This is a genomic window from Mesorhizobium sp. B2-2-3 (genome assembly GCF_006442405.1).
GTDB lineage: Bacteria > Pseudomonadota > Alphaproteobacteria > Rhizobiales > Rhizobiaceae > Mesorhizobium.
On record NZ_VFWC01000001.1, the window covers coordinates 415,205 to 436,596 of the forward strand.

Genomic DNA, 21,392 nt, shown 5'->3' on the forward strand with positions numbered 1-21,392 from the left:
GTTAGCGTATCAGCGGGGATTCGAGGAAACGACTCAAAATCAGATCATCCGTGGGAAGGCATCCGGTCATGCAGTCCGTGCACATAGTCAGCGCCTATGACGAGGAGCTGAAAGATCTGTCGAAGCGCATCGCCGCCATGGGCGGACATGCCGAACGCATGGTCGAACAGGCGATCTCCGCCCTGGTCAATGCCGATCCCGGCCTTGCCCAGAAGGTGATCCGCGACGACGCCGTCCTCGACGAAGGCCAGCGCGAAATCGACGACAGGGCAATCATCATCATCGCCCGGCGCCAGCCGATGGCGACGGACTTGCGCGAGATCGTCGGCGCGATCCGCATCTCGGCCGATCTCGAGCGGGTCGGCGATCTCGGCAAGAATGTCGCCAAGCGTGTGGTGGCGGTTGCCGACGGGCGCCAGCCGACCAGCCTGTTCCGCGGCCTCGAAGCCCTGGCCGACCTAGCGTTGACCCAACTCAAGGAAGTGCTCGACGTCTACGCCTCGCGCTCGGTCGAAAGGATCGGCTTCGTACGTGACCGCGACGACCAGATCGACGCCATGTACACGTCGCTGTTTCGCGAATTGCTGACCTACATGATGGAAGATCCGCGCAACATCACGCCTTGCACGCATCTGCTGTTCTGCGCCAAGAACATCGAACGCATCGGTGACCATGCCACCAACATTGCCGAGACGATCTACTATATCGTCACCGGCGACCAGATGCCGAGCGAGCGGCCGAAGGGCGACAAGACGGACAAGATCGGCCTTTCCGCAACGCAGCCGGTCAAGTGAACGCACTTTTTCTCGAACGCTTGGTCGTATTGCGCTAGACTATCCCTGAGGCAAGCCTGCTGGTTCCCAGCAAAGGCAGTGCTTCGGGAGGCTGCGATGGAATATGTCCGGGATTTCAAGCCCGCGCCGCCGACATCGGCCGTCATCGCCTCCAGCGTCTACACAGCCGGGCGCCGCATCGCCGACATCCCGATCGAGGAAGCCGGCACATGGGCCAGGAAAGCGGGACACGTCGTGTGGATTGGGCTGCTTGAACCCGATCGCGAGCTTCTGCTGCGCGTCCAGGCGCAATTTCATCTGCATGAGCTCGCAATCGAGGATGCCGAGCATCCGCACCAACGGCCGAAGATCGAGCAGTATGGCGATGCGCTGTTCATCGTCGCCCGCACCGCGCAGCTGATCGAGGGCCGCGTCACCTTCGGCGAGACGCATCTGTTTGTGGGCAGCGGCTACATCGTCAGCGTCAGGCACGGCCCTTCGACATCCTATGCTGTGGTGCGCCAGCACTGGGAAAGCTGCCCGCATTCACTGGCCAAGGGCGAGGATTTCGTCCTCTATGCCATTCTCGATTTCATCGTCGACAACTACATGCCGGTGCTCGAGCAGATTGAGGATGAGGTCGAGGCGATCGAGGACCGGGTCCTGCTGAAGCCGATGACCGGCCCCGATATCGAACGCCTTTATATGCTGCGTCGCGATCTGTTGCGGCTGCGCAATGCCGCACTGCCGCTGGTGGAGGTCTGCCGCCGGCTGACCAGCGCCGACCTGCCGCAGATCCATTCAGCCATGCACCCGCTGTTTCGTGACGTGACCGACCATATCCGCACCGTCCAGGAAAAGATCGACAGCTTGCGCGAAGTGCTGGCCTTTGCTTTCGAGGCGAGCCTGCTGGTGGGCCAGAGCCAGGAAACGGCGATCTCCAAAAAGCTCGCCTCATGGGCGGCAATCCTGGCCGTGCCGACAGCCTTCGCGGGCATATACGGCATGAATTTCAGCGACATGCCGGAACTGAAGATGGAATACGGCTACCCGATGGTGCTGCTGGCGATCGCGCTGATCTGCAGCTTCCTCTATTGGCGGTTTCGCAAGAACGGATGGCTGTGAGAGTAGGGCAGTAGGCAGTAGGCTAAACGCTCGGGAGCGCAAATTCAAAACATACTGCCCTACTGCCCTACTGCCTTAGTCCCTTATCTATTCCGCCGCCGCTCCGCTGCCGGCTGGAACGCCACGCGGGCATGGTATTTACAATAGGGTCCGGTTTCGGCGGCTTCGTTGCCGCAGAAATTGAAGTCCTCCGACAGCGGATCGCCGTTCGGCCATTTGCAGGTGCGCTCGGTGAGTTCGGTGAGCTGGAGATGCCGCGAGATCGGCACCACCACATTCTCGACCGGCCGGATATAGTGGCGGGCCACCGGCTCGGCATCGAACTGCGCTTGCAGCGCCGTTGCTCCGATCGATGTCGTGACGTGGCGGGTCGCACTCGCGGGGCGCGACACCGATTTCTGCGCGCCCGACCCTTGCGCCGTCTTCTTCTGGCGTGCCGGCGCTGCCGTGGCGCGCCCGCGGCCCGACAATTTCAGCCGGTGCACCTTGCCGATGACGGCATTGCGGCTGACCCCTCCAAGCTGGGCAGCAATCTGGCTTGCGCTCAGACCCTCCGACCACAGTTTTCTCAAGAGTTCGACCCGCTCGTCAGTCCAATTCATGACCGCGCTCCTGCTAAGCGTACGGCAATCGGAATCCATTCCCGGCCCAGCACCACTGCTGGGGCAGACACCACATATATCTGGTGATTAGGTCCGCCGCACGAAATCTAGTTATTTCCCGACTACAACTACCTTATGCGCTGACTCGGTGACAAGAGTCCGAAGTGCAACACGAATCGGTTTTTTCGGTTTTCCCCAACTTGCCAGCTCACTTATGAGCCGGCGTCCCGTCGGGAGGCTTGCCGCGCGCCACTACGCGACGTTTTCGTTGACTTCATGGCTGAAAAACCCGATAAGCCGCAAAGGCCGCCGCTTTGGCGGCTTTTTTGATTTTCCGGTTCCGGAGACGCATATAATGAGCGGTTCGGCGCTTTTCGAGACCTTTGCTCGCGCACCCCTGGCCTTCGACCATGGGGAAGGCACTTGGCTGGTCACCGACAAGGGCGAGCGATATCTCGACTTTGCCGGCGGCATAGCCGTCAATTCGCTGGGCCACGGCCATCCGCATCTGGTCGCGGCGCTCACTGAACAGGCTGCCAAACTCTGGCACGTCTCCAACCTCTACGAGATCCCGGGGCAGAGCCGGCTCGGCGAGCGGCTGGCCGACGCCACCTTCGCAGACAAGGTGTTCTTCACCAATTCTGGCGCCGAGGCGCTGGAATGCGCGATAAAGACGGCGCGGCGCTACCATTTCGTCAAGGGGCATCCCGAGCGCTTCCGCGTCATCACTTTCGAAGGCGCCTTCCATGGCCGCACGCTGGCGACCATCGCGGCCGGCGGCCAGTACAAATATCTCGAAGGTTTCGGCCCGAAGGTCGAGGGTTTCGACCAGGTCGGCTTCGACGATATCGACGCCGCCGAAAAGGCGATCACGCCGGAGACCGCGGCGATCCTGATCGAACCGGTGCAGGGCGAGGGCGGTATCCGCCCGGTGCCGACACAATCGCTGAAGCGGCTGCGGCAGCTCTGCGACCAGCACGGCCTGCTGTTGATCTACGATGAGGTCCAGTGCGGCATCGGCCGCACCGGCAAGCTGTTCGCGCATGAATGGTCGGGGGTCGCTCCAGACATCATGGCCATCGCCAAAGGCATTGGCGGTGGCTTCCCGATGGGCGCCTGCCTTGCCACCGACGAGGCGGCTGTCGGCATGACCGCGGGCGTCCACGGCACTACGTTCGGCGGCAACCCGCTGGCCATGGCGGTCGGCAATGCCGTGCTCGACGTGGTGCTGGAGGAGGGCTTCCTGGCGGATGTGCAGCGCAAGGCGCTGTTGTTGAAGCAAGGGCTGGCAGGGGTGGCCGACGAATTCCCCGAGGTCATCGAGGACATCAGGGGCACGGGGCTGATGCTGGGCCTCAAATGCGCCATGCCCAACGGCAAGGTGAACATGGCGCTGCGCGACCAGCATCTGCTCGCGGTTCCGGCCGGCGACAACGTCATTCGCCTGCTGCCGCCGCTCACCGTCACGGACAGCGAGATCCATGAAGCGCTGGAGCGCATTCGCGCCGGCGCCAAGGCCCTGACCGAGGCAATCGCCGCTGAAGCCGCGAAGTAAATTCGAAAGCTCCTGATGTCACTTCGTCATTTCACCGACCTCTCCGCCGTTTCCGAAGGCGACCTGCGCTCCATGCTGACCGACGCAGTGGAGCGCAAGGCGCGGCTCAAGGCGGGCGAGCGCTCGAAACCGCTCGAAGGCAAGGTGCTGGCGATGATCTTCGACAAGCCGTCGACGCGCACGCGCGTCTCCTTCGATGTCGGCATGCGTCAGCTTGGCGGCGAGACCATCATGCTGACCGGCACCGAGATGCAGCTCGGCCGCTCCGAGACCATCGCCGACACAGCCAAGGTTCTGTCGCGCTATGTCGATGCCATCATGATCCGCACCACCTCGCATGAGCGGCTGCTGGAGCTGACCGAGAATGCGACCATCCCGGTGATCAACGGGCTCACCGACGATACCCATCCTTGCCAGCTGATGGCCGACATCATGACCTTCGAGGAGCATCGCGGTCCGGTCGCCGGCAAGACCATCGCCTGGACCGGCGACGGCAACAACGTGCTGCATTCGCTGCTGGAAGCCTCGGCGCGGTTCCGCTTCAACCTCAACGTCGCGGTGCCCGAAGGCAGCGAGCCGGCGCAGAAGCATGTCGACTGGTCAAAGGCGCATGGTGGCAAGCTCTCCTTTACCCGCTCGCCAGAGGAAGCCGTCGACCAGGCCGACTGCATCGTCACCGACTGCTGGGTGTCGATGGGCCAGGAGCACCGTGCCCGCGGCCACAATGTGTTTTCGCCCTACCAGGTCAACGCCAAGCTGATGGCCAAGGCAAAGCCCGACGCGCTGTTCATGCACTGCCTACCGGCGCATCGCGGCGAGGAAGTGACCGACGAGGTCATCGACGGTCCACATTCGGTGGTCTTCGACGAGGCCGAGAACCGGCTCCACGCCCAGAAGGCCGTGCTTGCCTGGTGTCTTGGGGCCTGAAGTGGACTTGAAGTGTCTTGGCGCTTGACGTGCCGGGGAACTTGATCTCCGGAGGCGCGATGCCTATCTGCGCGGCATCACGCAAATCAAGCGCGTTTAGACGCATGCTCCCCAAAGGGCGGCATGGCCGCGCCCTGGAGCTTTGTCATGCTGGAAACCCATCAAGTGGCTGAACATCACCCCAAACTCGGCGAATTCGGTTACGCCGGCGATGATCACGTCGTGCCCTTCGAGGTCGGCCCGCTCGATGTGCGCGGCCGCACCGTTCAGCTCGGGCCGATGCTCGATGCGATCCTTGGCCGCCATGATTATCCCGAGCCGGTCGCCCGGTTGCTGGCGGAAGCCTGTGTGCTGACGGTGCTGCTAGGCACCTCGCTCAAGTTCGAGGGCAAGTTCATCCTGCAGACCCGCACCGACGGCCCTGTCGACATGCTGGTCGCGGATTTTTCCACGCCCTCGGCGCTGCGCGCCTATGCGCGCTTCGATGCCGACCGGCTGGAGGCGCTGATTGCGGCCGGCGAGACCTCGCAGCAAACGCTGCTCGGCAACGGTGTGCTGGCGCTGACCATCGACCAAGGTGCTCACACGCAGCGCTACCAGGGCATCGTCCAGCTCGACGGCGAGACCCTGGAAGAGGCCGCGCGCACCTATTTCCGCCAGTCGGAGCAGATCCCGACCGATCTCCGGCTTTCCGTCGCCAAGCTTTTGACGCCCGGCCCCGGCGGCGCGCGCGAGCAGTGGCGGGCGGGCGGCATCCTGGCGCAGTTCCTGCCGCAGGCCTCCGAGCGCATGCGCGTTCCTGACCTGCCCGGCGGGGATGGCGATCCGCGCGAGGAGATCCACGATCCCACAGACAATTCCTGGCAGGAATTGCTGGCGCTGCTCGGCACCATCGAGCCGACCGAACTGATCGATCCGACCATCGGCGCAGAGCGGCTGCTCTATCGTCTGTTCCACGAGCATGGCGTGCGCGTCTTCGGCGGCGTTCCCGTCGCCGATCAGTGCTCATGCTCCCGCGACAAGATCCGCGGCATCCTCGAGGGCTTCTCCGCGCAGGAGATCAAGGACAGCACCGAGGACGGTGGGATCCACGTCGCCTGCGAGTTCTGCTCGACGCAATATGACTTCGACCCGGCGGAATTTACGACCCAGTAGGGTTCCACCTTCTCTCCGTTCTACGGGGAGAAGGTGCCCGAAGGGCGGACGAGGGGCGGCGCTGCCCCTCATTGTCCTGCCGGACATTTCTCGCCGTATAGGACGGGGCGACGCTGTCGCCGATTTCGCCTGGTCTAATTCACCGTCCGCCTTGTCCCCGGCAGGTCGAGTGAGAAGGCGGGGATGGCGATGTCGAATGTCTCGCCCCGCTCGTTGCGCATGGTGTAGTGGCCGACCATGATCCCCGACGGGGTCGAGAGCGGACAGCCCGACGTGTATTGATAGCTGTCGCCGGGATTGAGTTCGGGCTGATCGCCGACCACGCCGGCACCTCGCACTTCCTCGACCCGGCCGGCGCCGTCGGTTATGTGCCAATAGCGCGACAACAGCTGCACGAATTCGTCGGACTGGTTGTCGATCGTTATCTGGTAGCCCCAGACATAGCGGTTTTCCGAAGGATCCGAGCGGTCCTCGAGATAGAACGGCCTGACCTGCACTTCGATGTTGCGCGTGACGGCGCGGTACATGAGCGGCTCCAAAACAAATCCGGTGTGGAACATTCGGCGCTCTTTGCGGTTCGATCAACCGTGCGCGTCCGAGTTGCTGTCCCTGAAGGGCAGGTGCCGACAAACAATGTCATTTGAGTGACACATGACAGTGATGGTGTGCACCAGCAATGCCGGGCGACTCGGGCGCTCTGTCGAACTGTCGAAAACGGCCGCCAAGCGGGCCGGTTTTTCTGGAGTGACCGGATATCGATGGAACTCGCTCTCATAACCGGCTCGCTTTGGATCGCTCTCATCGCCTCAAATCTCGCCAGCATCCTGCTCGCCTGCTCGCGCCTGAAACGGCGCGCCGCCATCGCGCCGCCGGCCGGCAAGCCGCTGCCTGTCTCGATCGTCATCCCGGCGCGCGGCGTCGAGCCGTTTACCCATGAGACGCTTGAGCGCGCTTTCTCGCTCGACTGGCCGCGCTACGAACTGATCTTCTGTGTCGCCCATGCCGACGACCCCGCGGTCAAGCCGATCCGCGCCGCGATTGCCCGCTTTCCAGCCGTGCCGGCCCGCCTGCTCACCGGCGACGACCGCGTCAGCGCCAACCCGAAACTGAACAACTGCGTCAAGGGCTGGGAGGCAGCGCGCCACGACTGGGTCATTCTCGCCGATTCCAACGTGCTGATGCCGAAAGACTACGTCCAGCACCTGATGGCGGCATGGCGGCGGGACACCGGCCTGGTTTGCTCGACGCCGATCGGTTCGCGGCCCGACGGCTTCTGGGCAGAAGTCGAATGCGCTTTCCTCAACACGCTGCAGGCGCGCTGGCAATATGCCGGCGAGGCGCTTGGCCTCGGCTTTGCCCAGGGCAAGAGCATGTTGTGGAACAAGCAGATGCTCGACGCCAATGGCGGCATCCGTGCGCTCGCCGCCGAGATCGCGGAGGATGCCGCGTCGACCAAACTGGTCAACAGGCTCGGCCTGCGCGTCAATCTCGTCGCTTCGCCCTTCGAGCAGCCGCTCGGGCAGCGCATGCCGGGCGAGATCTGGTCGCGCCAGGCCCGCTGGGCGCGCCTGCGCCGCGTCACCTTTCCGCTCTTCTTCGCGCCCGAGATCCTGACCGGCGTGGCGGCTCCGCTCGTGCTGGCGCTGATCGCCGCGGCCAGCGCCGGCGTCAGCCTGCCCATGACAGCGCTTTGCGTGCTGGCGCTCGCCTACCTGCCGGAATGCATGCTCGCTTCGGCAAAGGGCTGGTATCTGTCGCCGCGCATCGTCACCGCGATGATCGCACGCGACCTGATGTTGCCGGCGATCTGGATGCGCGGTTGGCTGGGCGGGGCCGTCGACTGGCGCGGCAACGCCATGACCATCGGCACCAAGGCGGCCGAGCTCGAAGAGACGCCCTCCCGCGCTTGATGTCGGCGGTTCAGCTTGATGTCGAGGAAGGTTATCGTATATACAAAAATTGTTGAACTAGGCTCTATTTTTGTGTATACAATAACCTATGGAGCGCCCCGACGGCGATGCTGTTCGAGTGGGATGAAAACAAGGCAAAGACAAACAGGGCCAAGCATGGCGTGGATTTCGCGATCGCTCCGTCCTTCGATTTCGCCAATGCCGTTATCCGGCTCGATGACAGCGAGGATTTTGGCGAGGATCGTCTTGTTGCCATCGGTCTGATCGAGGCTGGCGTTTATGTGATGGTCTATGTCGAGCGAAGCCATGCGATCCGCGTAATTTCGCTACGCAAGGCAACGAGACAGGAGATTACGGACTATGTCGAAAACCTCTAAGACGATCGTGCGCCGCGAGGCTACTCCCCCAAAGCAGTCGCGCGCTGATGCTTTGGGGCTCGCCAGAAAGGCGCTTGGCGCGAGGACCGACGAGGAAGATGCTGCGATCACTGCCGCCGCCGAGGCCGATCCGGATGCGCAGCCGACCGATGCCGCTTCGCGCCGCAAAGTTGGCCGACCGCCGCTTGCGCGACCCAAACGTGCGGTACAGTTGCGCCTCGACGCCGATGTTGTCGACCGTTTCAGGGCCGGTGGTGATGGCTGGCAGACGCGCATGAACGAAGCGTTGCGCAAAGCGGCAGGCCTGTAATCCTCGGTCTGCCACCAGTCCTCATCGGGCCTTCAACGCTTGCGCGATGTCGTCCAGCAAATCGTCGGTATCTTCCAACCCGACCGACAGCCTGAGCGTGCCGGGTCCGATGCCGAGCTCGGCGCGCGCTTCGTCGCTGAGGTTCTTGTGCGTCGTCGTCGCCGGATGGGTGATCAGGCTTTTGGCGTCACCGAGATTGTTCGAGATCAGGACGATGTCGAGCGCGTTCTGCAAGGCGAAGGCACCCTGCTTGCCGCCCTTGACGTCAAAGCAGATCAGGGTGGAACCGCCCGACATCTGCTTCTTCACGACGTCAGCCTGCGGATGGTCGGCGCGCCCGGGATAGATCACCCGGGCGATCTCCGGCTGCTCGGCCAGGAAATCGGCGATCTTGCCGGCGCTCTCCGTCTGCTGGCGCACGCGCAGCGGCAGCGTTTCCAGGCCCTTCAGCAGCGTCCAGGCATTGAACGGCGACAGGCTGGGGCCGGTATGGCGGAAATAATCGTGCAGGTTCTCGTCGATCCACTTCTTGTCCGACAGAATGACGCCGCCGAGACATCGGCCCTGGCCATCGATGTGCTTGGTCGCCGAATAGACCACGATATGCGCGCCGAGCTGCAACGGCTTCTGCTGCAGCGGCGTGGCGAAGACATTGTCCACGACCAGCCGCGCGCCGATCGAATTGGCAAGCGAAGCGACGGCGGCGATGTCGACCACCTCAAGCGTCGGGTTGGTCGGGCTTTCCAGGAAAAACAGCTTGGTGTTGGGCCGCACCGCCTTTTCCCAGTTGGCGATATCGGTGCCGTCGACCAGCGTCGCCTCGATGCCGTAACGCGGCGCCAGCGTCTCGACCACCCAGCGGCAGGAGCCGAACAGGGCGCGCGCCGCGACGATATGATCGCCGGCCTTGACGCTGCACAGGAGTGCTGCCGTCACAGCCGCCATGCCGGATGCGGTGGCGCGCGCGTCCTCGGCGCCTTCGAGCGCGCACATGCGCTTCTCGAACATGTCGACGGTCGGATTGGCGTAGCGCGAATAGATGAAGCCCGGTTCCTCGCCCTTGAAGCGGGCTTCGGCGGCTTGGGCCGTCTCATAGACATAGCCCTGGGTCAGGTATATCGCTTCGGAGGTTTCACCGAAGCCGGAACGCAGGGTTCCGCCATGCACGAGTGCGGTCTGAGGCTTCCAGTTGCGCGTCTTGCTCGTCATCGTCCTATCCAAACACAAAAAAACCGGCCGCGAAAAAGTCGCAACCGGTCCATGCGGCCTTGCGGCCCGACGGTCCTTTAGCGACTTGTTTAACGTGGCTGCAAGCCGACCGGCCAAATCACCACGGGATAACGACCCTTTAGACCCGCGCCACGCTTGCGTCAATTGCCGGCTTCATTAAGAGACTTGTACCAGCAGAGCGGAGCCAGACTTTGCGGCAGACAGGAATTCTTCCCGATCAGGACATTGCGGCGCTGTTCCAGTCCGGCGCGCTGAAGTCGTCGCGTGCGCTCGACGCCGACCAGATCCAGCCGGCCAGCCTTGATCTGAGGCTCGGCGACAAGGCGTGGCGGGTGCGCGCGTCCTTCCTGCCGGGTCCCAACCATAAGGTCAGTGAAAAACTCGACCGGTTGAAGCTGCACGAGATCAGCCTGGCCGACGGCGCTGTTCTGGAAACCGGCTGCGTCTACATCGTGCCCCTGCTCGAAAGCCTGGCGCTGCCGGCGGAAATTTCGGCGTCCGCCAATCCCAAGAGCTCGACCGGGCGGCTCGATATCTTCACCCGCGTGATGACCGATCGCGGCCACGAGTTCGACAAGATCGCCGCCGGCTATCATGGTCCGCTCTATCTCGAAGTCAGCCCACGCACCTTCCCGATCGTCGTGCGCGCCGGCTCGCGCCTTTCGCAGATACGCTTCCGCACCGGCAATGCGCTGCTCTCGGAAGCAGAGTTGCATCAATTGCACCGGGCCGAAATGCTGGTCGCCACCGAACCGCCGAACATCTCCGGCGGCGGCATCGCATTGTCGATCGATCTCAACGGCGACAGTGACGGGCTGGTCGGCTATCGCGGCAAACACCATACCGGCCTCGTCGATGTCGACAAACGCGCGGCGCAGGAGATCGTCGACTTCTGGGAGCCGATCCACAAGAGCGGCGCCGGCGAGCTGGTGCTCGATCCGGACGAGTTCTACATCCTCGTCAGCCAGGAAGCGGTGCATGTGCCGCCGCTCTACGCGGCCGAAATGACGCCCTTCGATCCGCTGGTGGGCGAGTTCCGTGTCCACTATGCCGGCTTCTTCGATCCGGGTTTCGGCCATTCGGCGGCCGGCGGCACCGGCAGCCGCGCCGTGCTCGAAGTGCGCAGCCATGAGGTGCCGTTCATCCTCGATCATGGCCAGATCGTCGGCCGGCTGGTCTACGAGCATATGCTGAAGCGGCCGCAGGCGCTTTACGGCACCGAGCTCGGCTCGAACTACCAGGCGCAGGGCCTGAAGCTGTCCAAGCACTTTCGCGCCGCGCCCTGAACGCTCATCACCGTCAGGCAAGATACTTGCCTGCGCCGGCTCGCCATGCTTGGCTGCCTCGCCGGCCGCCGACGTGGCGGCGCTCAAGGGGAATGAAAATGCAGATTTCGAAATGGATCGTATCGACGGCGGCCGCCGCCATGCTGACCCTTGGTGCCGGCGCCCTGTCGGCGCATGCGGCGGAGAAAATCAAGATCGGCACCGAGGGAGCCTATCCGCCGTTCAACACCATCACGCCCGACGGCAAGGTCGAGGGCTTCGACATCGACATCGCCAACGCCTTGTGCGCGCAGATGAAGGTCGAATGCGAGATCGTCACCCAGGACTGGGACGGCATTATCCCGGCGCTGCAGGCCAAGAAGTTCGACGCCATCATCGCTTCGATGAGCATCACCGAGGAGCGCAAGAAGCAGGTCGCGTTCACCCACAAATATTATACGACGCCGCTGTCGCTCGTCGCCCTGAAGGACAGCGACATCGCCTCGACCGAACCGGCGGCACTCACCGGCAAGACGGTCGGCGCCCAGGCGGCGACCACGCAGGCCAATTACGCCCAGGACGTCTATGGCAAGGCCGGCGCCGAAGCGAAGCTCTATCCGACCCAGGAAGAGGCAATCACCGATCTCCAGAACGGCCGCCTCGACGCCGTCCTTTCCGACAAGTTCGTGCTGATGGACTGGATGAAGAAGGCGAGCGACGGTTGCTGCAAGATGGTCGGTGACGTCAAGGGCACCGAGACCGAAGCCGGCATTGCCGTGCGTCTCGAGGATACGGCGCTGCGCGACAAGCTCAACGCAGCCATTGACGCCATCGTCGCCGACGGCACCTACAAGAAGATCCAGGACAAGTATTTCGACTTCGATATTTATTGAGATGGAAGCTGCCGATCTCCTCCCACCAGGGAGGAGATCACGCTCATCTCACAGCGCCTTCACCGCCACCTTCACCGGCTGTTCGATTTCGAGCGGATTGCGCAGCGGCAGGCCGAAATCGCCGGCCTCGATCTCGAACACGTCGCCGGCCTCGGTCTTGATGCCGTCGGCGAAGGACAGGGTCGCGGTGCCGAACATGTGCACATGCACGTCGCCCGGCTGGCGGAAAGCCGAATATTTGAAATGGTGGTGTTCGAGATTGGCGATGGTGTGCGACATGTTCGCTTCGCCCGACAGGAACGGCTTTTCCCACATCAACTTGCTGTCGCGCCAGATGCGTGAGGAGCCCCTGATGTCGGCGGGCAGGTCGCCGACCAGGATCTCCGGTCCGAAGGAAGCGTTGCGCAGCTTGGAATGGGCGAGAAAGAGGTAGTTCACGCGTTCGGTCACATGATCGGAAAATTCGTTGGACAGCGTGAAGCCGACCCGGAACGGCGCGCCGTCGTCGCCGATGACATAGATGCCGGCAACCTCGGGCTCCTCGCCGGCATCCTTGGCGAAGGCCGGCGACAGGAGCGCGGCACCCGGCGCCACGGCCATCGTGCCATTGCCCTTGTAGAACCATTCCGGCTGCACCCCGATCTGGCCTTTCGCGGGTTTGCCGCCTTCCAGCCCCATGCGGAACATCTTCATGGAATCGGTGAGCTGCTCCTCGCCGTCGGTGCTGAGCTTCTTGTGCATGGAATCGCGCGTCGCCGCCGAGCCGAGATGCGTTAGCCCCGTGCCGGTCAGATGCAGATGCGCCGGATCGGGATGATTGATCGGCGACAGCAGCCGCCCCTTCTTGTAGGCGGCGTCGAGATCGACGGTCTCGCCGAGCCCCTTGCGTTCGATCAACGCGGCAAGGCCGACGCCGGTACGAGCGGCTTCCATCGCCAGCGAATAGACGCTGCGTGCGCCGTTGATGATCCGGGTCTTGCCGCCTGTGCGGGCAACGACACGGATGGTCTCGGCGTCGTCGAGAATCTGCGAGATCAGCATGATCAGTCCTCTCTCATATGTCTTGGCATGGCTGCCTTCTGGCAAACCCTGACCTGCGCGGCTCGGACTGGCCGTGCCACGGGTTGAACTCTTCGTCCGGATTGCGCTCGCGAGCCCGGTCCCTGAAGGACTTCTTCAAGCCGGCGAATTGCCGGCAGCGCCGCGACCGTATGCCTCCTGCTTGCCTCGCCTGAAACCTGTTCAGGCCTTGTTCTTGTTGTAGACGTCGAAGATCACGGCGCCGAGCAGCACCAGGCCCTTGACCACTTGCTGCCAGTCGACATTGACGCCCATGATCGACATGCCGTTGTTCATCACGCCCATGATAAAGCCGCCGACCACCGCGCCGATGACCTGACCGACGCCGCCCATCGCCGAGGCGCCGCCGATGAACACCGCGGCGATGACGTCGAGCTCGCTGCCGAGGCCTGCCGCCGGCACGGCCTGGCCGAGACGCGCCGCGATGATCAGGCCGCCAAGCGCCGACAGCACGCCCATATTGACGAACACGTAAAGCGTCAGCCGCTCGGTCTTGATGCCCGACAGCTGCGCGGCCTTGGCATTGCCGCCCATCGCATAGATGCGGCGGCCGATCGTCATGCGCTTGGTGACGAAGACGAACAGTGAGATCAGCAAGCCCATGACGAGCAGCACCACCGGCAGGCCCCGATAGCTGGCGAACTGGTAGACCAGGAACAGCGCCAGCGCGCTGCCGACCAGCGTCTTGATGACGAACAGGGTAAACGGCTCGGCCTCATAGCCGTGGCGTTCGCGTTTGCGTCGCGTCCGCAGCCCGAAATAGGCATAGGCCAGCACGGCGATCAGGCCCAGCACGATCGTCGTCATGTGCAGCGTCAGGCCGCTGCCCATAATCGTCTTGCCGGCTGCATTCACCGTTGGCGGGATCAGCGTCAGCGGTCCGATGACATCTGGAATGAAGCCGGAGCTGAGTGCCTTGAACTCGGGCGGCAGCGGCCCGACCGAAGATCCGCCGCCGAGCAGCGCCTGGCAGATGCCGCGGAAGATCAGCATGCCGGCCAGCGTCACGATGAAGCTCGGTATTCGGTGATAGGCGATCCAGTAGCCTTGCGCCGCGCCGATGAGGCCGCCCACGATCAGGCAGACGATGGAGACCACCAGCGGGTTGCTGAATATGCCGAGAGGCCAGATCACCATCATCATCGCCGCCAGCGCGCCGATGAAGCCGGCCACGGACCCCACGCTGAGGTCGATATGACCCGATACGATGACCAGCAGCATGCCGAGCGCCATCACGATGATGAAGGAGTTCTGCTGCACCAGATTGCTCAGGTTCACCGGCTTGAACAGCGTTCCCGAGGTGGTGAACTGGAAGAACACCATGATGGCGATCAGCGCCAGGATCAGGCCGTATTCGCGCAGGTTCGTCGCCAGCGCCGATACGGCGATGCGTGGACGCTGCCCTACATCTTCGGCGACGTTGCTTTGCGGGGCGGGGGCGCTTTCCGTGCTCATGCTGCTTTTCCTTCTCCCCGAACGATGGCGCGCATTATTCTTTCTTGGCTTGCGTCCGCCGCGGGCATTTCGCCGACGATGCGGCCTTCGTTCATGACATAGATGCGGTCGGTGATGCCGAGCAGTTCTGGCATTTCCGACGAGATGACCACGATCGCCTTACCTTCGGCCGCAAGGCGCGCGATGATCGTATAGATTTCATATTTGGCGCCGACATCGATGCCGCGCGTCGGCTCGTCCAGGATCAGCACTTCCGGGTCGGCGAACAGCCATTTCGACAGCACCACCTTCTGCTGGTTACCGCCGGAAAGATTGCCGGTCATCTGATAGACGCTGGAGGCGCGGATGTTGGTCTGCTTGCGATAGTCGTTGGCGACGGCAAGCTCGCGCAAATCGTCGATCACGCTGTGGCGCGACACGCCGCCGAGATTGGCCAGCGTAATGTTGTGCTTGATATGGTCGATGAGATTGAGGCCGTAGGTCTTGCGATCCTCGGTCACATAGGCAATGCCGTGTTCGACCGCCCTGCTCACAGAGGAGACGTCGATCGGCTTGCCCTTGAGCAGCACCTCGCCGGTGATGCGGCGCCCATAGGAGCGGCCGAACAGGCTCATGGCGAATTCGGTTCGCCCGGCGCCCATCAGCCCGGCAATGCCGACCACCTCGCCCTTGCGCACATTGATGTCGATGCCCTTGATCACCTGCCGCTCGGCATGGAGCGGGTGATAGACCGACCAGTTCTTCACCTCGAACACGACCTCGCCGATATCGGGCTCGCGCGGCGGATAGCGGTCGTCGAGCGAACGGCCGACCATCGAGGTGATGATGCGGTCTTCCGAGATGTCCTTCCTGGACAGCGTCTCGATGGTTCGTCCGTCGCGGATGACGGTCACCTTGTCGGCGACCCGGTTCACCTCGTTGAGCTTGTGCGAGATCAGGATCGAGGTCATGCCTTGTCGCTTGAATTCGAGCAGAAGGTCGAGCAGCGCCTGGCTGTCCTTTTCGCTGAGCGACGCCGTCGGCTCGTCGAGGATCAGGAGCTTGACCTCCTTGCTCAGCGCCTTGGCGATTTCGACCAGCTGCTGCTTGCCGACACCGATATTGGTGATCAGCGTCTTGGGGTCCTCCTTGAGGCCCACCTTCTTCAGCAGGGCGCTGGTGCGCGCCTCGTTGGCATTCCAGTCGATGACGCCGTATCGGGCGTGTTCGTTGCCGAGGAAGATGTTTTCGGCGATCGACAGCATCGGCACCAGCGCAAGCTCCTGGTGGATGATGACGATGCCCTTGCGTTCGCTGTCATGAATGCCTTTGAACTGGCATTCCTGGCCCTGAAAGATGATCTGGCCGTCATAGGTGCCGGAGGGATAGACGCCCGACAGCACCTTCATGAGCGTCGATTTGCCGGCGCCGTTCTCGCCGACCACGGCGTGGATCTCGCCTTCCTCGACCCGAAGGTTGACGTTCGACAGCGCCTTGACGCCGGGAAACGTCTTGGTGATGTCCTGCATCTCCAAAATCGTCGAGGCCATGGGTAAAGTGCTCCTGCGAGACCCGCAACAATACCGGGGTCGCTGGTGAACGAAAAGGGGCCCTGCGTTGCGCAGGACCCCTGGCTATACAACCGAATTTACTTCAGTTCGTCGGCCTTGATGTAGCCGGAGTCGACGACCAGGGCCTGGTAGTTCGACTTGTCGACCTCATGCGGCGTCAGCAGGATCGAGGGAACGACCTTGACGTCGTTGTTGTAGGTCTTGGTGTCGAGGCCTTCCGGCTTGCCGCCCGAGAGCACCTTGTCGACGAGCTCGACGGTGGCCTTGGCCAGTTCGCGGGTGTCCTTGAACACGGTCGAGTACTGCTCGCCCGAGATGATCAGCTTGACCGAGGCGGTCTCGGCGTCCTGGCCGGTCACGATCGGCCACGGCTGGGCCTCCGTGCCGTAACCGACAGCGCGCAGCGAGGCGGTGATGCCGCGCGACAGGCCATCATAGGGCGACAGAACGCCATCGACGCGGCTGCCGTCCGAATAGTTGGCTGACAGCAGATTGTCCATGCGCGCCTGGGCGGTGGCGGCGAGCCAGCGCAGCGTGCCGACCTTGTCCATGCCGGTCTGGCCGGACTTGATCTTGATCGAACCGTCATCGATCAGCGGCTGCAGGACGGAAATCGCGCCGTTGTAGAAGAAGAAGGCGTTGTTGTCGTCGGGTGAGCCGCCGAACAGTTCGACGTTCCACGGCTTGGTATTCGGGAAGCGCTCCTTGAGGCCCTTGACCAGCGAATTCGCCTGGATCACGCCGACGCCGAAATTGTCGAACGTGGTGTAGTAGTCGACATTGGGCGTCTTCTTGATCAGGCGGTCATAGGCGACGACGACGACGCCGGCATCAGCGGCCTTCTGCAGCGCATCCGACAGGGTGGTGCCGTCGATCGAGGCGATGATCAGCGCCTTCGGACCCTTGGTGATTTCGTTTTCCAGCTGGCTGAGCTGGTTGGGGATGTCGTCCTGCGCATATTGCAGGTCGACCGTATAGCCCAAAGCCTCGAGCTGGGACTTGACGGCATCGCCGTCGTTGATCCAGCGCTGCGAGGTCTTGGTGGGCATCAGCACGCCGACGAGACCCTTGTCGGCGGCGTGCGCCGAATAGGTCATGGCAGCGATGCCAAGGGCCGCGACGGCGGCCAGCGTCTTGATGATCTTCACAATTACTCTCCCTGGTTGATGGACGCGACACCTCGGGGCTTCGCGGGCCGCGCAGGCGAGCAGGAGCGCAAGCGCCGCTGTCGTCTATCGATCTCCGGTATCCTCCCAATCGGCCCTGGGACTGATTTCAATCGACACGATTTCCTCGTCATCGACTGGCACGCCCCAGGACGCGCGAAGGGTGTGTCCCTTTGCCATAACTGTCAAATGCGATCTTTGATGATTGCTATACCGAAACTGGTATACGTTGACGCTAAACTCAAGGGCATTGGGAGCGAAGGGAAATCAATGGCAACGTTGCGCAATCCTGGCGGGATTTCAGAAGGTTACGAGGTGCTCCCCGGTGACGGCGAGACCCTGCTGCGCAGCGGCCTCAGCCTGCGCCATATGCGCATGATCGTTGCACTGGACGATCACGGCCGGGTCAGTTCCGCCGCCCAGGTCATGAATATCTCACAGCCGGCGGCCTCGCGCATGATCGCCGAGATGGAAGCCGTGCTGGACGTCACGCTCTGCGAAAGGCTGCCGCGCGGCGTCACCTTGACGCCCTATGGCAAGGCGCTCGCCAGGCGCGCGCGCTCCATCCTCTTGGAGATGCGCGAGGTCGATCGCGAGATCTCCGAACTCAAGGCGGGCAAGGGCGGCTCGGTGTTCCTTGGTGCGGTGACGGCGCCCGCGATCGAGCTCGCGGTGCCGGCGATCCGCGAAATCCGCCGCATCTACCCGCGCATCGAGATCACCATGCAGGTCGAGACCTCCAACGTGCTGGCGCGCGAGTTGATCGCGTCGCGCCATGACTTCATCATCGCGCGCATCCCCGACGATCTCAACCCGCGGCTGTTCGAGTCCCGTGTGATCGGCGTCGAGAAAGCCTGCCTGATCGTGCGCCGGGGCCATCCGCTGACCGAGGGCAAGGCGGTGCGGTTGGAGGAGACCGCGGCCTATGACTGGGTTTTCCAGTCCGGCGGCTCGCCGCTGCGCCAGGCCATGGAGAGCAATTTCCTGAACCGCAACATCGCGCTGCCGGACCGCATCCTCAACACCAGTTCGCTGCTCCTGACCCTGGTCATGGTCGCGCACTCCGACGCCATCGCGCCGGTCTCGGTCCAGGTGGCGAAATTCATCCAGAATCCCGAAGGGCTGGCCGGCGCCATCGACGTCGTGCAGACCGAATTCGACATCGAGGTTCGGCCTTACAGCCTGATCACAGTGAAGAACCGTGCGCTGTCGCCGGCGGCGAAGATGCTGCATGATTTCATCCTGCGCGAAGTGGGGTGACCGGAACAAAAACCAGGTAAGTGCGTTCAAAGGCCAATCGGCGTTCGCGCCGGAGCTCGTTTTGAGCCGGGGAACGATGCGCCGATGATAAACAACTCGGGAGATTTTGATGGAACGTCGGTTGTTTCTTACTGGAATGCTTGGCGTCGCGGGGGCAGTTGCTTTTGCAGGCCTGGCCAGGCCTGGCAGAGCAGTTGCCGGGGTCCCGAACGGCAACGGAATCCTTGACGAGCTCGATAAGGACGACCTCGACAGGGCTGATGCGGCCGTCTTCGAAGGAGACGATCAAGCCGAGGTGGAGCAGATCTCGCATCGCCGGTGGCATCGCCGGCACCGTCGTCATGGGCGCCGCCGCGCCTGGCGCAGGGTCTGCCGCAGCTATTGGCGCCGCGGTCGCCGCCATGTCCGCTGCTGGCGCAGGCGCGTCTGGGTTAGTGTTTGGCTCTAAAACGATACCGGGAAAACGGCTGGAGCGGTTTTCCCGGAATTGCGCGAGAAACCGGTAGTTGGAGCGGCTTGGTAAGAGCTCAAACCCTTGGCGCAGACTGGAGCGGGTAGAGGGAATCGAACCCTCGCGTTCAGCTTGGGAAGCTGACAGGCTACCATTACATCATACCCGCGCAGCAGCCTCGTTACCATGAGGGCTGGCCATCGGGCAATCGCAAAGCGGCTCACTTTCCACACGGTACCGTCCCAGCGACCGGCGCGCCGCATGCCGGTTCCGTCTGCTATCTCACTTTCGCGATCTCGGTGCCGGCTGCAAAGCTCGGCCAGTATCTCGAGATGGCGAGTGCTGCGCCCGCGGAAGAGAAGTGACCATAGTCGAAATAGAGAAATTGCTTGTTGCCGGCATCGGCATACGAGCAGCCTGCGGCGTCGCACAGATAGGTCAGCGGGTCTATGAAGTCAGCGCCTTTGACGAAGGGCAGAACCCGCTTGTTGATGTCCGGATCCATGGCCATCGGCCAGGACATGTTCGCGGTATCTCCTCGTCTTGCGAAGAAGGCGATTTTCTGGACGTCGGCGATGAATTCGGGAGACTGGCCGATGACGTAGACCTTGACGCCCATCTGGCGAAGCCGGTCGATCGTCTTCTGGAGACCGCCGAAGCCCCTGACCTCGTAGTCGGTCCATCGGCCACTCAGGATCACGGCCTGAATGTTGGCTTCGCGGATGATCGACATGGCCCGCTCGTTGAAGCTGGTACAGGCAGGTCGGGCGTAGGAAAAATAGGTCAGGTCCGGGGGGCAGCCGGCATAGGTGTATTGGATGACGTTAGCCTGGATTTTCTGGGCGTTGGCTTCAAGTCCCGAGACATAGTGAGCGGCGAAGGAATCGCCCCACAACAGCACATTGGTGGCAAAGCCGCTCGTTCGGGTGCAGGCGGCAAGGTTCCAGTCCTCGATCCGGTTCGAGCCTTCGTTGAAGCAGATGCCGTTGCGCCAGTCGCCAACCTGGATCCGTTCCGTTGAAAAGTCCGGGAAGCGTTGCGGAAAACCGTTGCCGAGCGCCCCGGCCACGCCGCCGACGCAGAGCAGGACGATTGCCGTCGCGGAAAAGGCGAAGATAGGCAGCGGTGCGGTGTAGGCCCGTTTCCGCCGAAACGGCTGCTCGACATATGTCCACGAGAACGCCGCCAGGGCGAAGCTTGCCACGGTCATGGCGATGATCGTCGGCACCCCGATGGCTTTCAGCGAAACGTAATGGACGAAGGAATTGATCGGCCAATGAACGAGGTAGAGCGAATAGGAAATGAGGCCGATCCAGACCAGCGGCGGAAACTGCAACACCCGCGTGGCGATGGTTGCCGGCCCCTGTTCGCCCGCCCTTTCGTGGCCGGCATAGATGAGCAGGGCGGTGCCGATGCAGGGGAACAAGGCATTGTAGCCCGGAAAGGGGTCGCTCTCTGAAATCGTGACGAAGCCGAAGGCGACCATGGCAAAGCCGGCGAGGCCGATCAGTTCCATTGCCGGCCGGTTGGCAAGTGCCGGCGGCTTTCTCAGCATCAGCATGGCCCCCAGCGCCAGTTCCCAGATGCGCGTCGGCAACAGGTAGAAACCCGCCGTGGGCGCCATCGAGGTCGCCATGACCGCCAGGGCGAAACTGCCGATCGCGATCGGCAGCAATATCGTCAGCCAGCGTTTCGAGGCATAGCGATAGATCAGGTACACCAGTATGGGCGCGAAGATGTAATATTGCTCTTCGACCGAGAGCGACCATGTGTGCAGCAGCGGCCGCAGCTCGGCGTCGATCGAGAAATAGTTCGTCGTCTTCCAGAAATAGATGTTCGACCAGAAGGTCGAGGCCGCGATGACGCTGAGGCTGAATTCGTGCAGGTCCGATGGCAAAAGGATGAACCAGGCGGCAGTGCCTGCAAGCACGATGACGAAGGCCAGCGCCGGCAGGATGCGCCGCGCGCGGCGCCAATAGAAGCGGCCGATCGAGAACTGGCCGCGTTCGAGATCGTCGAGCAGGCTGCCGCTGATCAGATAGCCCGATATGACGAAGAAGATGTCGACGCCGGTGAAGCCGCCTGGGATGGCGGACAAGCCGAAATGAAAGAGGACGACAGGCAGCACCGCTATGGCCCGCAGGCCGTCGATGTCGCGTCGGTAGTTCATGCGGCCGGTTCGCGCGCCGTGGCCGGGGGCAGTCGTGGCGCACCCGGTTCACCGGCCCATGCGGCGGCATTGCCGCGATGCGAGAAAGCCTTGATTCTCGATCCCACTTTGTTTGTCCTCTCCGGTGCAATTTGCTGC

The 21,392-nt window shown here is 62.8% G+C and carries 20 protein-coding genes, 1 tRNA gene and 1 riboswitch; of the genes, 11 read left to right on the forward strand and 10 right to left on the reverse strand.

The window, feature by feature from the left end:
* Nucleotides 1-68: 68 nt before the first annotated feature.
* Both phoU and FJ951_RS01925 read left to right on the forward strand, forming a co-directional pair.
* A complete protein-coding gene (gene phoU / locus FJ951_RS01920; RefSeq protein ID WP_140513249.1) occupies nt 69-794 on the forward strand; it encodes a phosphate signaling complex protein PhoU in 726 nt (241 codons plus the stop codon).
* Between the two features lie 96 nt (nt 795-890).
* Nucleotides 891-1,898, forward strand: a complete 1,008-nt coding sequence (locus FJ951_RS01925; RefSeq protein ID WP_140496643.1) for a magnesium and cobalt transport protein CorA — start codon at nt 891-893, stop codon at nt 1,896-1,898.
* Between the two features lie 83 nt (nt 1,899-1,981).
* On the opposite strand, the gene FJ951_RS01930 is transcribed toward FJ951_RS01925, so the two are convergent.
* Complete coding sequence (locus FJ951_RS01930) at nt 1,982-2,500, reverse strand: GcrA family cell cycle regulator (RefSeq protein ID WP_140496642.1); 519 nt, start codon at nt 2,498-2,500, stop codon at nt 1,982-1,984.
* 355 nt (nt 2,501-2,855) lie between these two features.
* Here FJ951_RS01930 and FJ951_RS01935 point away from each other — a divergent pair, with 355 nt between their 5' ends.
* The 3 genes from FJ951_RS01935 (at nt 2,856) to FJ951_RS01945 (ending at nt 6,137) form a co-directional block, all read left to right on the forward strand.
* Complete coding sequence (locus FJ951_RS01935) at nt 2,856-4,055, forward strand: aspartate aminotransferase family protein (protein ID WP_140496640.1); 1,200 nt, start codon at nt 2,856-2,858, stop codon at nt 4,053-4,055.
* A 15-nt stretch (nt 4,056-4,070) separates the two neighbouring features.
* Entirely contained in the window at nt 4,071-4,982 is a 912-nt protein-coding gene (gene argF / locus FJ951_RS01940; protein WP_140496638.1) for an ornithine carbamoyltransferase, read from the forward strand.
* 123 nt (nt 4,983-5,105) lie between these two features.
* A complete protein-coding gene (locus FJ951_RS01945; protein ID WP_140513251.1) occupies nt 5,106-6,137 on the forward strand; it encodes an Hsp33 family molecular chaperone in 1,032 nt (343 codons plus the stop codon).
* Between the two features lie 134 nt (nt 6,138-6,271).
* Here the strand turns inward: FJ951_RS01945 and apaG are convergent, their stop codons facing one another.
* Nucleotides 6,272-6,664, reverse strand: a complete 393-nt coding sequence (apaG, locus tag FJ951_RS01950; RefSeq protein ID WP_140496634.1) for a Co2+/Mg2+ efflux protein ApaG — start codon at nt 6,662-6,664, stop codon at nt 6,272-6,274.
* A gap of 231 nt (nt 6,665-6,895) precedes the next feature.
* Between apaG and FJ951_RS01955 the strand changes: the two genes are divergently transcribed.
* The 3 genes from FJ951_RS01955 to FJ951_RS01965 all read left to right on the forward strand — a co-directional run bounded on the left by FJ951_RS01955 (nt 6,896) and on the right by FJ951_RS01965 (nt 8,734).
* Entirely contained in the window at nt 6,896-8,047 is a 1,152-nt protein-coding gene (locus tag FJ951_RS01955) for a ceramide glucosyltransferase (protein WP_140513253.1), read from the forward strand.
* Nucleotides 8,048-8,154: 107 nt separating this feature from the next.
* On the forward strand, nt 8,155-8,424 hold the full coding sequence (locus FJ951_RS01960) for a BrnT family toxin (protein WP_140513255.1): 270 nt from the start codon (nt 8,155-8,157) through the stop codon (nt 8,422-8,424).
* Nucleotides 8,408-8,734: a BrnA antitoxin family protein gene (locus FJ951_RS01965; RefSeq protein ID WP_140496628.1), complete on the forward strand. Its 327-nt coding sequence runs from the start codon at nt 8,408-8,410 to the stop codon at nt 8,732-8,734. Before FJ951_RS01960 ends, FJ951_RS01965 begins: the two co-directional genes overlap by 17 nt.
* A gap of 21 nt (nt 8,735-8,755) precedes the next feature.
* On the opposite strand, the gene FJ951_RS01970 is transcribed toward FJ951_RS01965, so the two are convergent.
* Nucleotides 8,756-9,943 (reverse strand): O-succinylhomoserine sulfhydrylase, encoded by a 1,188-nt coding sequence (locus FJ951_RS01970; RefSeq protein ID WP_140513257.1) that lies wholly within the window; start codon nt 9,941-9,943, stop codon nt 8,756-8,758.
* 57 nt (nt 9,944-10,000) lie between these two features.
* Nucleotides 10,001-10,078: riboswitch (SAM riboswitch) on the reverse strand.
* A 77-nt stretch (nt 10,079-10,155) separates the two neighbouring features.
* Here FJ951_RS01970 and FJ951_RS01975 point away from each other — a divergent pair.
* Nucleotides 10,156-11,250 carry a 2'-deoxycytidine 5'-triphosphate deaminase gene (locus tag FJ951_RS01975; protein WP_140496624.1) on the forward strand — a complete coding sequence of 365 codons (1,095 nt, stop codon included), beginning with the start codon at nt 10,156-10,158 and terminating at the stop codon, nt 11,248-11,250.
* 98 nt (nt 11,251-11,348) lie between these two features.
* Entirely contained in the window at nt 11,349-12,122 is a 774-nt protein-coding gene (locus FJ951_RS01980) for an ABC transporter substrate-binding protein (RefSeq protein WP_140513259.1), read from the forward strand.
* A gap of 48 nt (nt 12,123-12,170) precedes the next feature.
* Here FJ951_RS01980 and araD1 read toward each other — a convergent pair whose 3' ends face one another.
* The 4 genes from araD1 to chvE form a co-directional block, all read right to left on the reverse strand.
* Nucleotides 12,171-13,163 (reverse strand): AraD1 family protein, encoded by a 993-nt coding sequence (gene araD1, locus FJ951_RS01985; RefSeq protein ID WP_140496620.1) that lies wholly within the window; start codon nt 13,161-13,163, stop codon nt 12,171-12,173.
* 201 nt (nt 13,164-13,364) lie between these two features.
* Nucleotides 13,365-14,657 (reverse strand): multiple monosaccharide ABC transporter permease, encoded by a 1,293-nt coding sequence (gene mmsB / locus FJ951_RS01990; RefSeq protein ID WP_140496616.1) that lies wholly within the window; start codon nt 14,655-14,657, stop codon nt 13,365-13,367.
* The gene (gene mmsA, locus FJ951_RS01995) at nt 14,654-16,186 is read right to left on the reverse strand and encodes a multiple monosaccharide ABC transporter ATP-binding protein (protein ID WP_140496613.1); all 1,533 of its coding nucleotides are present in this window, start codon (nt 16,184-16,186) and stop codon (nt 14,654-14,656) included. The genes mmsB and mmsA overlap by 4 nt, the downstream gene beginning before the upstream one ends.
* A gap of 98 nt (nt 16,187-16,284) precedes the next feature.
* Nucleotides 16,285-17,355 carry a multiple monosaccharide ABC transporter substrate-binding protein gene (gene chvE / locus FJ951_RS02000; protein ID WP_140496611.1) on the reverse strand — a complete coding sequence of 357 codons (1,071 nt, stop codon included), beginning with the start codon at nt 17,353-17,355 and terminating at the stop codon, nt 16,285-16,287.
* Between the two features lie 288 nt (nt 17,356-17,643).
* Between chvE and FJ951_RS02005 the strand changes: the two genes are divergently transcribed.
* Nucleotides 17,644-18,633 carry a LysR family transcriptional regulator gene (locus FJ951_RS02005; protein WP_140513261.1) on the forward strand — a complete coding sequence of 330 codons (990 nt, stop codon included), beginning with the start codon at nt 17,644-17,646 and terminating at the stop codon, nt 18,631-18,633.
* Here the strand turns inward: FJ951_RS02005 and FJ951_RS28345 are convergent.
* The 3 genes from FJ951_RS28345 to FJ951_RS02020 all read right to left on the reverse strand — a co-directional run bounded on the left by FJ951_RS28345 (nt 18,611) and on the right by FJ951_RS02020 (nt 21,254).
* Nucleotides 18,611-18,976 (reverse strand): hypothetical protein, encoded by a 366-nt coding sequence (locus tag FJ951_RS28345; protein ID WP_181168516.1) that lies wholly within the window; start codon nt 18,974-18,976, stop codon nt 18,611-18,613. The genes FJ951_RS02005 and FJ951_RS28345 overlap by 23 nt on opposite strands.
* A gap of 203 nt (nt 18,977-19,179) precedes the next feature.
* A tRNA-Gly gene (locus tag FJ951_RS02015) sits at nt 19,180-19,253 on the reverse strand.
* Between the two features lie 108 nt (nt 19,254-19,361).
* Nucleotides 19,362-21,254, reverse strand: coding sequence for an acyltransferase family protein (locus tag FJ951_RS02020; protein WP_140513265.1), 1,893 nt, complete (start codon nt 21,252-21,254; stop codon nt 19,362-19,364).
* Nucleotides 21,255-21,392: the final 138 nt, after the last annotated feature.

What these genes read in the sequence shown, in the direction of transcription:
- FJ951_RS01925 (WP_140496643.1), top strand. Translation starts at nt 891, where the DNA reads ATGGAATATGTCCGGGATTTCAAGCCCGCGCCGCCGACATCGGCCGTC.
- mmsB (WP_140496616.1), bottom strand. Translation starts at nt 14,657, where the DNA reads ATGAGCACGGAAAGCGCCCCCGCCCCGCAAAGCAACGTCGCCGAAGAT.
- FJ951_RS01930 (WP_140496642.1), bottom strand. Translation starts at nt 2,500, where the DNA reads ATGAATTGGACTGACGAGCGGGTCGAACTCTTGAGAAAACTGTGGTCG.
- phoU (WP_140513249.1), top strand. Translation starts at nt 69, where the DNA reads ATGCAGTCCGTGCACATAGTCAGCGCCTATGACGAGGAGCTGAAAGAT.
- FJ951_RS01955 (WP_140513253.1), top strand. Translation starts at nt 6,896, where the DNA reads ATGGAACTCGCTCTCATAACCGGCTCGCTTTGGATCGCTCTCATCGCC.
- FJ951_RS01965 (WP_140496628.1), top strand. Translation starts at nt 8,408, where the DNA reads ATGTCGAAAACCTCTAAGACGATCGTGCGCCGCGAGGCTACTCCCCCA.
- mmsA (WP_140496613.1), bottom strand. Translation starts at nt 16,186, where the DNA reads ATGGCCTCGACGATTTTGGAGATGCAGGACATCACCAAGACGTTTCCC.
- FJ951_RS01980 (WP_140513259.1), top strand. Translation starts at nt 11,349, where the DNA reads ATGCAGATTTCGAAATGGATCGTATCGACGGCGGCCGCCGCCATGCTG.
- FJ951_RS01970 (WP_140513257.1), bottom strand. Translation starts at nt 9,943, where the DNA reads ATGACGAGCAAGACGCGCAACTGGAAGCCTCAGACCGCACTCGTGCAT.
- FJ951_RS01935 (WP_140496640.1), top strand. Translation starts at nt 2,856, where the DNA reads ATGAGCGGTTCGGCGCTTTTCGAGACCTTTGCTCGCGCACCCCTGGCC.
- FJ951_RS28345 (WP_181168516.1), bottom strand. Translation starts at nt 18,976, where the DNA reads ATGACGACGGTGCCGGCGATGCCACCGGCGATGCGAGATCTGCTCCAC.
- FJ951_RS01960 (WP_140513255.1), top strand. Translation starts at nt 8,155, where the DNA reads ATGCTGTTCGAGTGGGATGAAAACAAGGCAAAGACAAACAGGGCCAAG.
- FJ951_RS02005 (WP_140513261.1), top strand. Translation starts at nt 17,644, where the DNA reads ATGGCAACGTTGCGCAATCCTGGCGGGATTTCAGAAGGTTACGAGGTG.
- argF (WP_140496638.1), top strand. Translation starts at nt 4,071, where the DNA reads ATGTCACTTCGTCATTTCACCGACCTCTCCGCCGTTTCCGAAGGCGAC.
- apaG (WP_140496634.1), bottom strand. Translation starts at nt 6,664, where the DNA reads ATGTACCGCGCCGTCACGCGCAACATCGAAGTGCAGGTCAGGCCGTTC.
- FJ951_RS02020 (WP_140513265.1), bottom strand. Translation starts at nt 21,254, where the DNA reads ATGAACTACCGACGCGACATCGACGGCCTGCGGGCCATAGCGGTGCTG.
- araD1 (WP_140496620.1), bottom strand. Translation starts at nt 13,163, where the DNA reads ATGCTGATCTCGCAGATTCTCGACGACGCCGAGACCATCCGTGTCGTT.
- FJ951_RS01945 (WP_140513251.1), top strand. Translation starts at nt 5,106, where the DNA reads ATGGCCGCGCCCTGGAGCTTTGTCATGCTGGAAACCCATCAAGTGGCT.